The 13252-nt window shown below is 72.9% G+C and carries 10 protein-coding genes and 1 tRNA gene; 3 read left to right on the forward strand and 8 right to left on the reverse strand.

What is annotated here, in order from left to right:
• Window positions 1-9: 9 nt before the first annotated feature.
• The 6 genes from LP52_RS03890 to LP52_RS03915 all read right to left on the reverse strand — a co-directional run bounded on the left by LP52_RS03890 (window position 10) and on the right by LP52_RS03915 (window position 5921).
• A complete protein-coding gene (locus LP52_RS03890; protein WP_157036191.1) occupies window positions 10-1173 on the reverse strand; it encodes an ABC transporter permease in 1164 nt (387 codons plus the stop codon).
• Between the two features lie 3 nt (window positions 1174-1176).
• Complete coding sequence (locus LP52_RS03895; protein WP_040270774.1) at window positions 1177-2178, reverse strand: ABC transporter permease; 1002 nt, start codon at window positions 2176-2178, stop codon at window positions 1177-1179.
• A 166-nt stretch (window positions 2179-2344) separates the two neighbouring features.
• Window positions 2345-3463 (reverse strand): Gfo/Idh/MocA family protein, encoded by a 1119-nt coding sequence (locus LP52_RS03900; protein WP_040270775.1) that lies wholly within the window; start codon window positions 3461-3463, stop codon window positions 2345-2347.
• A 938-nt stretch (window positions 3464-4401) separates the two neighbouring features.
• Window positions 4402-4474, reverse strand: a tRNA-Lys gene (locus LP52_RS03905).
• Between the two features lie 170 nt (window positions 4475-4644).
• Entirely contained in the window at window positions 4645-4833 is a 189-nt protein-coding gene (locus tag LP52_RS03910; RefSeq protein WP_040270776.1) for a hypothetical protein, read from the reverse strand.
• A 122-nt stretch (window positions 4834-4955) separates the two neighbouring features.
• Window positions 4956-5921: an N-acetylglucosamine kinase gene (locus tag LP52_RS03915; protein WP_040270777.1), complete on the reverse strand. Its 966-nt coding sequence runs from the start codon at window positions 5919-5921 to the stop codon at window positions 4956-4958.
• 976 nt (window positions 5922-6897) lie between these two features.
• On the opposite strand from LP52_RS03915, the gene LP52_RS03920 reads away from it, so the two are divergent.
• Together LP52_RS03920 and LP52_RS03925 are read left to right on the forward strand one after the other, a co-directional pair.
• Window positions 6898-7956, forward strand: a complete 1059-nt coding sequence (locus LP52_RS03920; RefSeq protein ID WP_084722851.1) for a MurR/RpiR family transcriptional regulator — start codon at window positions 6898-6900, stop codon at window positions 7954-7956.
• Window positions 7953-8942 (forward strand): N-acetylmuramic acid 6-phosphate etherase, encoded by a 990-nt coding sequence (locus LP52_RS03925; protein ID WP_052809397.1) that lies wholly within the window; start codon window positions 7953-7955, stop codon window positions 8940-8942. Before LP52_RS03920 ends, LP52_RS03925 begins: the two co-directional genes overlap by 4 nt.
• 117 nt (window positions 8943-9059) lie before the next feature.
• On the opposite strand, the gene LP52_RS03930 is transcribed toward LP52_RS03925, so the two are convergent.
• The gene (locus LP52_RS03930; protein ID WP_040270778.1) at window positions 9060-10616 is read right to left on the reverse strand and encodes a DUF885 family protein; all 1557 of its coding nucleotides are present in this window, start codon (window positions 10614-10616) and stop codon (window positions 9060-9062) included.
• A gap of 208 nt (window positions 10617-10824) precedes the next feature.
• Here LP52_RS03930 and LP52_RS03935 point away from each other — a divergent pair, with 208 nt between their 5' ends.
• Window positions 10825-11478 carry a SanA/YdcF family protein gene (locus LP52_RS03935; RefSeq protein ID WP_052809398.1) on the forward strand — a complete coding sequence of 218 codons (654 nt, stop codon included), beginning with the start codon at window positions 10825-10827 and terminating at the stop codon, window positions 11476-11478.
• A gap of 223 nt (window positions 11479-11701) precedes the next feature.
• Here the strand turns inward: LP52_RS03935 and LP52_RS03940 are convergent, their stop codons facing one another.
• Window positions 11702-13174: a hypothetical protein gene (locus LP52_RS03940; RefSeq protein ID WP_040270779.1), complete on the reverse strand. Its 1473-nt coding sequence runs from the start codon at window positions 13172-13174 to the stop codon at window positions 11702-11704.
• Window positions 13175-13252 lie beyond the last annotated feature (78 nt).

Below are 13252 nucleotides of genomic sequence, written 5' to 3' on the forward strand. Positions count from 1 at the left end.
CGCACCTGCTTACTGGTAGGGGTCGGCGGAGTCGCGGATTCCGTCGCCGACGAAGTTCAGCGCCAGAACGGCCACCGTCACCGCGACTCCGGGCAGCAGCGTCCAGGGGGCGCCGGCGATCGAGTGGATGTTCTGCGCCTCCTGCATCAGCACGCCCCAGCTGACGACCGGTGGCTGCAGGCCCAGGCCGAGGAAGGACAGCGCACTCTCGGCCAGGATCATCAGCGGGATCGACAGCGTCAGCGAAGCGACGATGTGGCTGGTGAAGGACGGCAGCATGTGCCGGCGGATGACACGGGAGCGGCCGCAGCCGTCCAACCGGGCGGCCAGCACGAAGTCCTCCTCGCGCAGTGACAGGAAGCGTCCGCGCACCACCCGGGCGAGGTCGGTCCAGCCGATCAGGGACAGGATCACCGTGATCGCGAAGTAGGTGGTCAGCGGCCCCCATTCACGTGGAACCGCCGCCGACAGCCCCATCCACAACGGGATGGTGGGGATGGACATGGTGAACTCGATCAGGCGCTGGATGAAGTTGTCGGTGCGTCCGCCGAAGTAGCCGGAGACGCCGCCGAGGACGACGCCCAGCACGAACGACAGCGCGACGCCGACCAGGCCGATCGACAGCGAGACCCGCGTGCCGTAGACGATGCGCGAAAGCATGTCGCGGCCGTTGCGGTCGGCGCCCAGCAGATACACCCGCTCCTCGGGGTCCTGGGTCCCGAACAGGTGGGTGTCGGCGGGGATCACGCCCCACATCCGGTACGGCGTGCCCTCGACGAAGAAGCCCAGCTCGACCTTGTCGGAGGTGTCGACGGTGTACTCGCGGGCGAGGGTCTCCTCGTCGCGCACGGAATCGTAGCCGTAGACGTGCAGCCCCAGGTCGAGGTCGCCGCCGGAGGTGTCGACGAAGTGCAGCCGCTGGGGCGGGGCGTGGGTGTGGGCGGCGCTGTAGTCGCCGGGGGTGGTGGGGGCGACGAACTCGCAGAAGACGCCGATCAGGGCGAGCATGCACACGACCGCGGCGCTGGCCATGGCCAGGCGGTGCCTGCGTAGCCGCAACCAGATCAGCCGCCACTGAGAGGCGGCGCCGAGGGATTCGGCGGGGGCGCCGTCGGCGGTCTCTCCCGGCTCGCCGGAGGTACCTCGGCGCTTCAGGGGCAGGTTGAAACCCATGGCTCAGACCTCCTCGGCTTGGGCGTGCCGGATGCGCGGGTCCCACCAGGCGAGAAGCAGGTCCGAGATGAGCGTCCCGACCAGCGTCAGCACACCCAGGACGAGGATGAACGCCCCGGCCAGGTACATGTCCTGGTTGCGTAGCGCCTGGAGTAGCAACGGGCCCGTGGTCTCGAGGCTGAGCACGATGGAGACCATGACCTCGCCGCCGACGATGGTGGGCAGCACCCACCCGATCGTGGAGATGAACGGGCTCATCGCCATGCGCACGGGGTACTTCACGATCACCCGCCACTCGGGCAGGCCCTTGGCGCGGGCGGTCACGACGTAGGGCTTGCGCAGTTCGTCGAGCAGGTTGGCGCGCAGCACGCGGATCAGCACCGCCGTTCCCGCGGTGCCGATGATCAGCACCGGCGCCCAGAGGTTGGAGACCACGTCGAGGATCTTGCCGAGGTTCCACGCGGAATCGGCGAACTCGGGCGAGACGATGCCTCCCACGCTCTCGCCGAAATAGGCGAAGGCGATCCACACGAACAGCAGCGCGAGCATGAAGTTGGGTGTGGCCAGGCCGATGAACCCGATGAAGGTGAAGACGTAGTCGCCGACGGAGTGCTGGCGCACCGCCGAGTAGATGCCGATCGGAATGGCCAGGCCCCAGCTGACGACGATGGTGGCCAGAGCCAGGGCGACACTGATGCCCACCCGGTCCCAGATGAGGTCGGAGACGTCGCGCTGGTACTGGAAGGACTGGCCGAAGTCTCCGTGGAGCACGATGCCGCCGATCCAGCGGAGGTACTGCACGAAGATCGGTTCGTCGAGGCCGTAGCGCTCCTCCAGCGCGCGGATCTGGGTCTGGTCGACCGACTGGCCGCGTGCGGAGAGTTCGGCGATGTAGGTGGTCAGGTAGTTGCCCGGGGGCAGTTGGATGACCAGGAACGCCACCAGGGAGATGGCGAACATGGTCGGGACCATGTAGAAGAGCCTGCGGATCACCAGTGCGCGCATGCCGCCTCCTTCGCGGTTCGGAGCGCGCTTTCGCCGAAGCGGCTGCACAGCGAATGGATAGCGCTTACCGACCGAAAGCTCGCACCTCTTCCGGCGGGCGCGCCCGGGTGCACCCGCAGGCGCGGCGCGGGGCGCCCCGGCGTGCGACCGGCAGCGCGGATAGCGCTTACCATGGCGTGCCGCCTCCGTGCATGCGCTCGAAGAACCGGCTCCCCTGACGGAGTTCGCCGGCGGTGATCGCGCGGTGCTGGGCGGCCGAGGCGTAGATGCCGGCCACCAGCCGCATGGTGCGCAGCGATTCGGTGGAGGAGACCGGCGGGGCCTCCTTGGCCTTCAGTGCCGAGACCACGTGGGCCAACTGCGCGGAGTGGCCGCTGTTGACGCCGGCCTCCCCGGCCTCCCAGGCGGCCGCGATCTCCTCCGCGCAGCCCGGGGCCGGGGTGATGGTCCAGTCGTCGTCGCCGTATCCGTACAGGTGGCTCAGCTCGACGGTGGCACGCTCGAAGTCGACGCGCACATAGCTCTCCTCCCGCGGGGAGAGCACGCTGTTGATGATTCCCGCGACTGCGCCGTTGGCGAAGCTGACGTGACCGACCGAGAGGTCCTCGGTCTCCATCTCCCGGGCTTGGCGCCGCGCGGTGGCCGATACCTCGCTCCAGTCGCCCAGCAGCGCCAGCAGCAGGTCCATCTGGTGGATACCGTGGCCCATGGTCGGGCCACCGCCCTCGGTGTCCCACCGACCGCGCCAGGGCACGTCGAAGTAGGCCTGATCGCGGTACCAGAGGGTGTGGCAGACCGCCACGAGCGGGCGTCCCAGCGCGCCGGCCTCGGCCATCGCCTGCACGCGCCGCGCGCCCGAGCCGAAGCGGTGCTGGAAGAGGGTCGCGAACCACGGCCCCTGGCCGGGAGGGCCTTCGGCGGCGGCCATCTCCTCCATCTCGGCCAGGCTGAGCGCCGGGGGCTTCTCCACCACGGCGCTGGCGCCGGCCCGAAGGCAGGCCAGCACCTGGCCGTGGTGCATTCCGGGGGGCGTGCACAGGTGCACCAGATCGGGCTGGACCTCGCGCAGCATCCGGTCCATGTCCGAGTAGCGCTGCGGAATGCCGTAGCGGTCGGTGAACAGCGCGAGGTTGTCGGGATCGACGTCGACGGCCGCCACCAGGGCGGCATCCTCGGGCATCGACTGCAGCGCCTCGACATGGAACCTGGCGATGTTGCCCGTACCGACGACGGCCACGCGCAGGCGGTCGGGCGCCTCGTAAGCCGTCTGGTCGGGTGTGTGCATTGCTCTCCTCCAGGGTGTGGACCGAGGGGGCCGGTCCGCCGCTGCGGGACACCTCGACCGGGGCACCGGCCGAGGCTTCGGCGGCTCGTGGGGCTGGTGGGACAGGGGGTCAGGGGCCGGGGGACCGAGGGGAGGACCGAAATTATCGGAACGAATGTCGCAATCTCTGGCGATCGAATTTACGGACACGTTCCCCCGGGGTCAATACCCGAATGAGAGGTGGCTCACGCCGGGGTGAATCGGGCGCGGGAACGCGCCGGTCGTATCGAGAGCGTTCGGTCGCGCGCTGATCTGCCCATCGAGTCCCGCGACACGGAAAGGAATCCAAGAACCCCGAAAGTATCGGTATACGTGGCGTATTCGACGACTCCTCGGGAGAGGGGCACGCATCAGCGGTCACGACCGGGAGCCGGTGGCCGCCGAAGCCGGAGTGCGGCGGAGCGGCCGCGCTCGTGACGGGCGGCGCCGCGCCGACCTTCGGGCGCACGGCCTGGTGGGGAAAGCGACGCCTGCCGGTGCGGCGGCGACGGAGCGGTGCGGAGCCGACGGTCGAGGACCCCGGTGTCGGCGTCGGGCCGCAGGAGAGCGGCCGACCGCTCTCCCGGCGCGCGCTTGCGGCGGCGCCGGACCGCGATCGGCCGCTACGAAGCGTGATCCACCCTCGGGCGGAGGTTTCGGGCGGCTCGGAAGAAGGGGCGGCCCGCGGGAAAGGCGAGCGTTCCGACCGGAGGCCACCGGCCGACACGGGCCAGCCCACTCGGGGGGTCCCGAGGGGTCGTCCCCCCGAAAAACACAACGGCCCGCGAGGAAGGCGACCGGAGGTCGCCGACCAGCACGGGCCAGCCCACTCGGGGGGTCCCGGGGGGTCGTCCCCCCGAAAAACACAACGGCCCGTGGGGAAGGCGACCGGAGGTCGCCGACCAGCACGGGCCAGCGCGTGCGCCATCAAGGACTCGAACCTTGAACCCACTGATTAAGAGTCAGTTGCTCTGCCACTTGAGCTAATGGCGCCTGCCGCAGGGACCGAAGTGCGGAATCCCGCCTGTCCGGGCTTGCGACGGGTTAAACCTTAGCAGCCTCCGCGACCGCTCGCGAACCGAATACGCCGCGCACGGTCGCGCGGCCCCCACTCCCCCGAGCCCGGCGGGTGAGGGCCGCGGACCGGTGTCCAGCGCCGGCACTCAGGACCACGTGATGACCACAGCGACGATGATGCCGATGGCCAGCAGCGCGCCGACTCCCGCGAGGATGTAGGGGGTGACAGGCCGCTTGGGAGCCGCCTCGGGCTCCTTGTTGTCCGTCACGAAGCGGCGGAACATCATGGTCGAGCCGGCGGGATCGCCTTGCTCTTCGTTGTTGTTGTCAGACATGGGAACGACCTTAGCGACTCGCAGACCCTATTGGCTCCCCCGCTGGACGATATTTCCCGTTTTGTCCCAGTCCGTATTTTCACCGTGGGTCATCGGCGGACGACGGTCGACTGCGCGCCGTCTCACTCGGGGCGGTGGTCGACTGCTGCGGCGCGCCGCAGCAGTGCGGCGTGGGCCTGTCCCGGCGCTCCCGAAGCGCGCAGGGCCAGTCCCGCGGCGCCCAGCGCACCGTCGACCGCGCGAAGGGGGCCGGGGCCGCCGCGCTCGCGCAGCCCGGCGCGGACCGCGTCGGCGACCGGCCCGCCCTCCAGCACCGCGCCGGCCAGCACCACGGGTTCGCCGGCGGCATCGGGTGCGGCCGCGGCGAGCGAGCGCAGCAGGCGCTCGGCGGCTTCGGCGACGATCCGCTCGGCGACGGCGTCGCCGTCGGCAGCGGCGGCCGTCACCACCGGCCCGAGTTCCCCGAGTTCGGCGGGGGCGCGGGCGTGGGCGGCGCGCACCAGCGCCGCGGCGTCGCCTGCGGGGACCTCCAGGGAGGCGGCGAGCCGCTCGCACAGCGCCGTAGGGCCGCCGCGCCCGTCGACGGCCGCCAGCGCTGCGCGCATCCCGGCCAGGGCCAGCCACACCGCCGATCCCTCGTCTCCCAGCAGCCAGCCGTTGCCGTCGCACCGGGACCGCACAGCACCGCCGCTGACGCGGGCCGCGACCGCTCCGGTACCCGCGATGAGCACCGCGCCGGCGTCGGCGGAGGTGCCGGACGCGAAGGCGACGGCGATGTCGTCGGTGACGCGCGGGCCGCCGTCCAGCCCGAGGCGGTCCCAGGCCGCCTGCGCGACCTCGGCGGCCCGTGCCCGTCCCCCCGTGGCCGCGCCCGCCAGGCCGAACACCGCGTGGGAGACATCGGCCGCGTCCAGGCCCTCCAGCGCGCCGCGCAGCGCCTGTTCGAGCGCTGCGGCGGGATCGCCGCCGGAGAAGGCGTTGGCACCGGACGCCCTGCCGTAGCCGAGCACCTCGCCGTCGTGAGACACCGCCGTACACCGGGTGGAGGTGCCGCCGGCGTCGAGGCCGAGGACGACTCGCTGCGCCATGGCGCCGATCCTAGCGGCGCACCGGCCGGCATGGGCCGAGTCGTGTTCCGCGGAGCGGCTCCGGTGGGAGACGGGCGGGCTCGCCCGCCACCGCCCGCGGGAGATGACCGGTATATGGCAGGACGCGGGGAAACCGACAGACTGGTCGGCCGTCACTGAAAGCGTGCAGCGTGCAGGTGAAAGCGAATCGCCAGCGCGATGTAAGCCCAGGGCTCCACGGTGGTGGTTACAGGCGGTCCCGGCTGGTACTTCCCCGCGGCCGGTACGCGCCTTGGGTTCGAGCCGGGACCGCTGGGGGGCGTCTCGGCTCCCAGGGGCCGGAGGACGGCCGGCTCGTGGGTGAACGCGGCTCCCTCCTGGGAGCCGCACGTGCCTGGCGGGACGAACCGGGGAGGGTTGACTCTCGCCAGGCACGCCCCGCACCCGCTGCCGGATCGGCACGGCCTCTCCGGATGCCGGCCGGGTGCGGGGGCCGATCCCGCGACCGGTCGACGCGGACGCCCGCCGTCCCCGCGGCCCGGCTCGGCTCCTTCCTGCGGCGCCCCGCCCCGCCCCGTCCCCGGGCCGGGGACGGGGCGGGGCGCCGCGGCCCCGGCGCTCTCGCCGCGGCCGCCGGTGACCGCGGGTGAGCGATCACGCCCCGCGAACCGGCGCCGCCCCCTCGACAGCGCCCTCCCCTGCCCCGCCGATCACCCCCGGCCAGGAGTCGAACGCCGCGGCTCCGCCCGTTTCCGCACCGGCTCCCCGGCCCGATGGCAGGACCGGTGGGCCCGCCGCTCGCCGCCCGTGCGTCCACAGCCGCGCTGCGCCCCTGCCCACGGGCGCTCGCGTAGGCGATCATGGTATGGAGAATCGCACGGCACCCCGCCGCAGGTGCTCGGCCGTTCACGGCGGGCACCCGCGACCGGGGAGGACGCGGAAGTTCTCCGGACCACGCATTTGACGGCACAAGTCGAACCGAAAGAAACGTTCCAACATGGCGAATACGGCGAAGCCGACTGATTCGGACGGCGAAGCGACCCGGGACGACGGTCCCACCGGCCAGTCCGGACGCGGAGATTCCCCGGCGCCCACCACGCTGCTACGCATCCGCTCGCTCATGCCCTCCCTCGCGCCCGCCGAGCAGCGTGTCGCCCAGCGCATCGTCGACGACCCCGAGCGCGTCGCCGCGTCCTCCATCACCCAACTCGCCAAGGACTGCGAGACCTCCGAGGCCACGGTCATCCGGTTCTGCCGCACCATCGACTTCACCGGCTACCGCGAACTCCGCATCGCGCTGGCCACCGAGGCCGGGCAGGCGCGCGGCGCCGGAATCAGCGCCCGCGAGGTCGCCAGCGACATCAACCCCGACGACACCCTCGTCACCGTCGTCGAGAAGATCGCCTCCACCGACGCCCGCGCGGTCGAGGACACCGCCGCCCAGCTGGACACCGAGGTCCTGCAGACGGTCGTGGAGCGCATGGCGGCGGCGCGCCGCGTCGACATCTACGGAGTGGGCGCCAGCGCCTTCGTCGCCGCCGATCTGCAGCAGAAGCTGCACCGCATCGGCGTCACCTCCTTCGCCTGGTCCGACACACACGTGATGCTGACCAGCGCCGCCCTGCTCGGCGAGGACGACGTCGCCCTGGCGGTCTCGCACACCGGCACGACCATCGACACCATCAACGCCCTCGCCGAGGCGCGCCGCCGCGGTGCCACGACCGTGGCCATCACCAACTTCCCCCGCTCCCCCATCAGCGAGGCCGCCGACCACATCCTGACCACCGCAGCGCGCGAGACCACGTTCCGCTCCGGCGCCACGGCCAGCCGACTCGCCCAGCTCACGGTGATCGACTGCCTGTTCGTCGGGCTGGCCCAGTCCCGCTACACCGACAGCCGCACCGCCCTGGCCACCACCTACGACGCCGTGCGCGGCCTGCGCGTGGGCGAGGCCCGCCGGCGTCCGGGACCGCGCGCGGCAGGCGACCCGGCCGAGGACGCGGGCGCCGACCAGGACGGTGTCCCCCACGAGGACCGGAACGGAGACGCGCTATGACCCCACAGCAGAACGCCGCCGAAACCGAGGGCGGCGGCACGGCCGCGTCACCGGCTCCCCAGGAGATCGTGCGGGTGCCGACCGAGCGCCGCAACCAGGCCACCTACGACATCGACCGACTGCCCACGCTGGAGATCCTGCGCGAGATCAACGCCGAGGACGCCACGGTGCCGCGCGCGGTCTCGGCTGCGCTGCCCGAGCTGGCGAAGGCGGTCGACCTCGGCGTCGAGGCGCTGCGCGGCGGCGGCCGCATCCACTACTTCGGTGCGGGCACGCCCGGCCGGATCGCCACCATGGACGCCGCCGAGCTGCCGCCGACCTTCGGCACCGAACCCGACGCGGTCCTGGCCCACCACGCCGGCGGCGCCACGGCGCTGGAGCGGGCGGCCGAGGGGATCGAAGACGACGAGGAGCTGGGGCGCTCCGACACGGTCGGCCTGGGTGCGGGCGACCTGGCGGTCGGCCTGACCGCCAGCGGGCGCACGCCCTACGTGGCCGGGGCGCTGCGCGGGGCGCGGCGGGCGGGGGCGGCGGCCGTGCTGGTCAGCGCCAACCCGGATGCGCCGCTGGCCCGCGACGCCGACGTACACGTGTGCGTCGACACCGGTGCCGAGGTGATCGCGGGATCCACCCGGATGAAGGCGGGCACGGCGCAGAAACTCGTGCTCAACTCGTTCTCCACCGCGGTGATGGTGCGCCTGGGACGCACCTACTCCAACCTGATGGTGGGAGTCAACGCCACCAACGCCAAGCTGCGCGGCCGGGCGATCACCATCCTGGCCGAGGCCAGCGGCATGGACGAGGACGCGTGCGCCGCCGCCCTCAGCAGTGCCCGGGGCGACACCCGCGCCGCTCTGGTCTCGCTGCTCGCCGACGTCGACACCACCCGCGCCACCGCCGAACTCGCCGCCTGCGACGGCCGGGTCCGCGCCGCTCTGCAGCGTATCGGCGACGGACCCGCGGGCGGGAGCGGCGAGCAGGGGTGACGCCTCGTCTCGTGTCCTGCCGTGCCGGTGATCGTGTACACGACGCCGCCTTCGGCGCCGAGAGCGGCCCCGGGTACACGACCGCCGCACCCGAGCGCACCATCGCCCCCGCCGGGGTCACCCCCGTGCAAGGGCGGTTTCGAGCAGGCCCAGCGGCGGCGCTCCCAGATCGAGGAGGGCCGTGTGGAAGCGGCGGAGCGTGAACGCCTCGCCCCAAACCTCGCGCGCCCGTTCACGCAGGTCCAGAACGGCCAGCTTGCCCCAGGTGTACCTGCCGTAGGTGGGATCGACCACGGCCCGCCGCGCCTCGCTGAGCGCCGCCTGCCCCCCGTGCGGGGTGTCGGCGGCGAAGCGGCGCGCCGCCTGATCGACGGTCATCGCACCGGTGTGCACGCCGATCGCCGCCGCGAGCCGGGTGACGCGCACGAGCGCTTCCGACCACACTCCGATCTCGACGTGCGCCGCGGTGACGGAGTCGGAGCCCAGCGCCTGCTCGGCGTAGGCGCCGAAGCCCTCCTCCAGGCACATCTCCTCGGCGTAGTGAGCCCAGCCCTCGATGAACGCCGGTGAGAACAGCGACCGCCGAACCTCGCTGGAGGCGCGGCGCAGCGCGCGGTTGTGCGAGAAGTGGCCGGGGGCGACCTCGTGGACGCTGATCGCGGCCAGGTTGGCCGGGCTGAACAGCTGCAGCCACTCTGCGGCGTCCTCGGCCGACCACCCCGGGTCGGGCGGGGTCACGAAGAAGCTCGCCGGACTGTCGTGCTCGGCCGGACCCGACAGGCTCAGCGCCGCCACCACCCAGCGCTGGGAGGGCGGAGACAGCCGCACCACGCATCTGCCGTCGTGATAAGGGACGAGGTCGCGTTCGCGGGTGAAGTCCTGGGCCAGAGCGGTCCACGTCCGGGCGTGGCCGACCACTGCTTCTCCGTCGGGATGGTCGGCCACGGCATCGCGGGCCACGTCCATGGGTTCGCGATGCGGGTCGATGCGCGCGGCGGACTCGGCCAGGCGGCTCAGCAGGCGGTCGCGCTCGGCCTCGGCGCGTTCGCTCAGCCGCTCCACGTCGACGGCGAGCGCCTCGCCGGCACCCATCAGACGCGCCAGTGCGTCGGTGCCCAGCGCGGCGTCGCGCGGACCCGACTTCTCCGCGGTCTCCAGGTGGGTGACCAGGCGCCGGTGCGCGGATAGGGCGGCGGCGCGGATGTCCTCGGGCACGTCGTCCTCGGGGACGCCTTCGGCCAGGCCGCGCGCGGCGCCGAGCATCGCGGTGGCCGCCGGTGCGCTCACCCGGTCCAGGGCGGCGATGGCGCGGTCGATCGCGTCAGGCCACTGCGCCACATGGCGATCACGCGCGGACAGGCGCTCGGGCTCGGGCGCGTATTCACGGTCGTAGCAGGAGAGGTCGAGCTCGCGGATATGCCGCAACGGGTTGGAGCGGTGCAGCTCCAGCTCACCCAGCTCGACGCGCAGCGCCTCCTCGGCGGCGCGGGCGTGGGCCTCGTCGTGCTCGTCGGGGAAACCCTCGCCCTTGCCCAACCGCTCCAGCCGGGCGGCGACACCGTCGCGTGAGAGGTCGGCGACGACGCCGTCGTACTCGTGGAGCCCGCCCTCTTCGCGGGCCCCGGCGACGTCGAGATCGGCGATGGCGCGCAGGCGCGCCGGATATTCGTCCATGCCTCAGGACCCTACTGGCGGCGGCTTAGACCGGACAGGCGCCGACGGGCGGAACCCCGGCCGCCGCCCGAGCGTCGATCAGACTGTGAGCAACCAGCCGGGGGAGTCTGAAGCAGCCGATCCGCCGACGACGTCGGGGCGGTCGGGAGTGTCGGAAGGGGCGGGAGAGGGTGCAGGGGCGCCGCGGCGCCGCGTCCGCGGGTCGCGGATGCCCGGGGTGCGCACCTGGGCGGTCCTGCTCGCGGCGGCGGCACTGGTCGGGATCGCGCCTTACGCGTGGCTGAACACGGCGACGTGGGACCAGCGCACGGACCCGGCCGCGGCGGAGGCCGCGCCGGTGGCGATCGTGCTGGGGGCGGGCCTGCGCGAGGACGGCACGCCGACGACGCTGCTGGCACGGCGGCTGGACATCGCCGCGCGGCTGTATTCGACCGATCGGATCGACGCGGTGCTGGTCAGCGGGGACAACAGCGTGTCCGCCTACAACGAGCCCGACGCCATGCGGGACTACCTCGCCGCAGCCGGGATTCCGCGAGGCCAGGTCGTCGCCGACTACGCGGGGTTCAGCACCTGGGAGACGTGCACGCGGGCGCGGCGGATCTTCGGGGTGCGGTCCGCGTCGGTCATCACGCAGAACTTCCACCTGCCGCGCGCGGTCGAGTTGTGCTCCCGGGCCGGGATCGACACCCAGGGCGTCGGCGACACCAGCTACCGCGTGCGGACCTTCGCGACGGTCTACGGCTACGTGCGGGAGGTCCCGGCGGCGTTCACGGCCGTGTACGAGGCGCTGGCACGACCGGAGCCGCAGTTCCTCGGCCCCGAGGAACCGGGCATCCGCGAGGCTCTGTCGACGCCGCGGTGAACAAGGGTCGCCCGCCGCTGGCGGACAGCGAGGGCGGCGACGTCCGGGAACGCTTCACCGCACGGCATCGTGCAGGACGGGGAGCCGCCCGTCCGCCGTTCAGCCGCCGAGGACGCCCCCTCCCAAGGGAACGCCACCGCACTCGCGCCCCCGCCGCAGGACACACCCGTTCGGAGCGGCCGGGCAGGGTAGTCCACCCGACCGCTCCGGTCTACTGAAGGGCTCAGCGGCCGCCGAAGAGGCGGGCGAGGAGCCCGCCCTGCGGCGGGCCCGCGGCCTGCGCCGCGTCGCCGCCGCCCGCCTGCGCGGCCGAGTCGTCGTCGGACTCCGCCTCGGAGTCGTCGGCCCCCGTGAAGGCGCGGAACTCTTCGCGGCTTTCCGGCAGGCCCCAGGCCCCGACGGTCTCACCCAGCTCGGCGCCCTCCCAGGCCTGCTCCGACACCTCGGCCAGCTCCCACAGCACCTTCAGGGTGTCCTCGTCCAGTTCGGCGGAGAGGTCGACGGCCTCCTCGGCGGACGTGCGCGGACCCAGCACCGTCTCCAACGCGGCACCGGTGACTGCGGCGAGCGTGGCGCCCTCGGAGTCGGCGAGCGCCGCCGGCAGCGCCGCGATGCGCTCGTCGGTGCCGCGGGCTCCTGCGCGGCCCAGCGCCAGGAAACCGAGCGCCTCGGGCGGGGTCTCACCGCAATGGGGCCAGCCGTCGCCGAACAGACCGCGGTACCCGGGCCGGGTGCGCTCGCCGTTGGCGATGCGCGTGAGGCACTCCTCGGGCGCCTTCTCGCCGTGGATCTGCACCGTGGCCACGGCCGCGGTGAAGGAGTTGTACAGGTGCCCCGAAGCCATCTCGTGGGCGAGGGCGACGGTCGCGGCGGGGTCGTCGGTCGCGCCGAGCATGCCCAGAGCGAAGATCTCGGCGGAGAGCAGGTCGCTGGACGGGCTGGAAGCCGCGGCACCGGCCGCGGCCAGGGGGCTGGGCGGAGGGGCGGGAGCGGATCCCCGGGCCAGGTCGGCAGGCCTGCCGACGCGCTGCAGCAGGACGGGGCAGACCTCGGCGGCGGCTCCGGGCAGGAACGCGAGGACGTAGCACGCCCACTCGGCCGGCGGGTCGATGCCGCGCCGGTTGTCGCGGCCCTCAAGCAGCGTCAGCAGGTCGCCCGAGCGCGCGAGCACGGTGTCGTAGACGTCGAGTTCGGCCTGCAGCAGCGCCGCGCCCTCGTCGCGCGCGACCGCGTCGAGCCGCGCCCGCATCCGCCGGAACTGCTGCTCGTCGGGTGCCTCGTGGACCCGGCTGCGGTACTGCTCGCGGACCTTGTCGATGTCGGTGGCGACGGCCCAGGACACTTCGTCGCGCCAGAGGGCTTCGTCGACGCGCTCGGGCACAAGGGCGGTGGCCACGGGCGCCAGGAGCTCAAGCAGCAGGCTGAGCGGACGCGAGCGCCAGTCGGGGGGCGTGTCGGGGTGGCAGGCGATGGAGACGAGGAACTCGGCGACCCGGGGGGCGGCGATGTAGCCGGGGCCGGGGAAGCGGATGCGGTCGAACAGGGAGGCCACCGCTTCGTCGACCCCGCGCTGGGCGTTCTCGCCTCCGGCGATGTCGCGCAGCAGGGCGGGAATCTCGTCGCCCCGTGGAGCCAGCCCGCTCCAGTCGATGTCGTCCAGTCCGTGCAGGGGTCCGGAACCCGTCGTCGCGTCCATATCCCGCATTATCGCGCTCGCGACGCCCTCACCGCCAATCCGGCGTGCCCGCCTGTGGACGGTGGCCGCCACGGGAGG

The sequence above is a fragment of the Streptomonospora alba genome (assembly GCF_000826685.1).
Classification (GTDB): domain Bacteria; phylum Actinomycetota; class Actinomycetes; order Streptosporangiales; family Streptosporangiaceae; genus Streptomonospora; species Streptomonospora alba.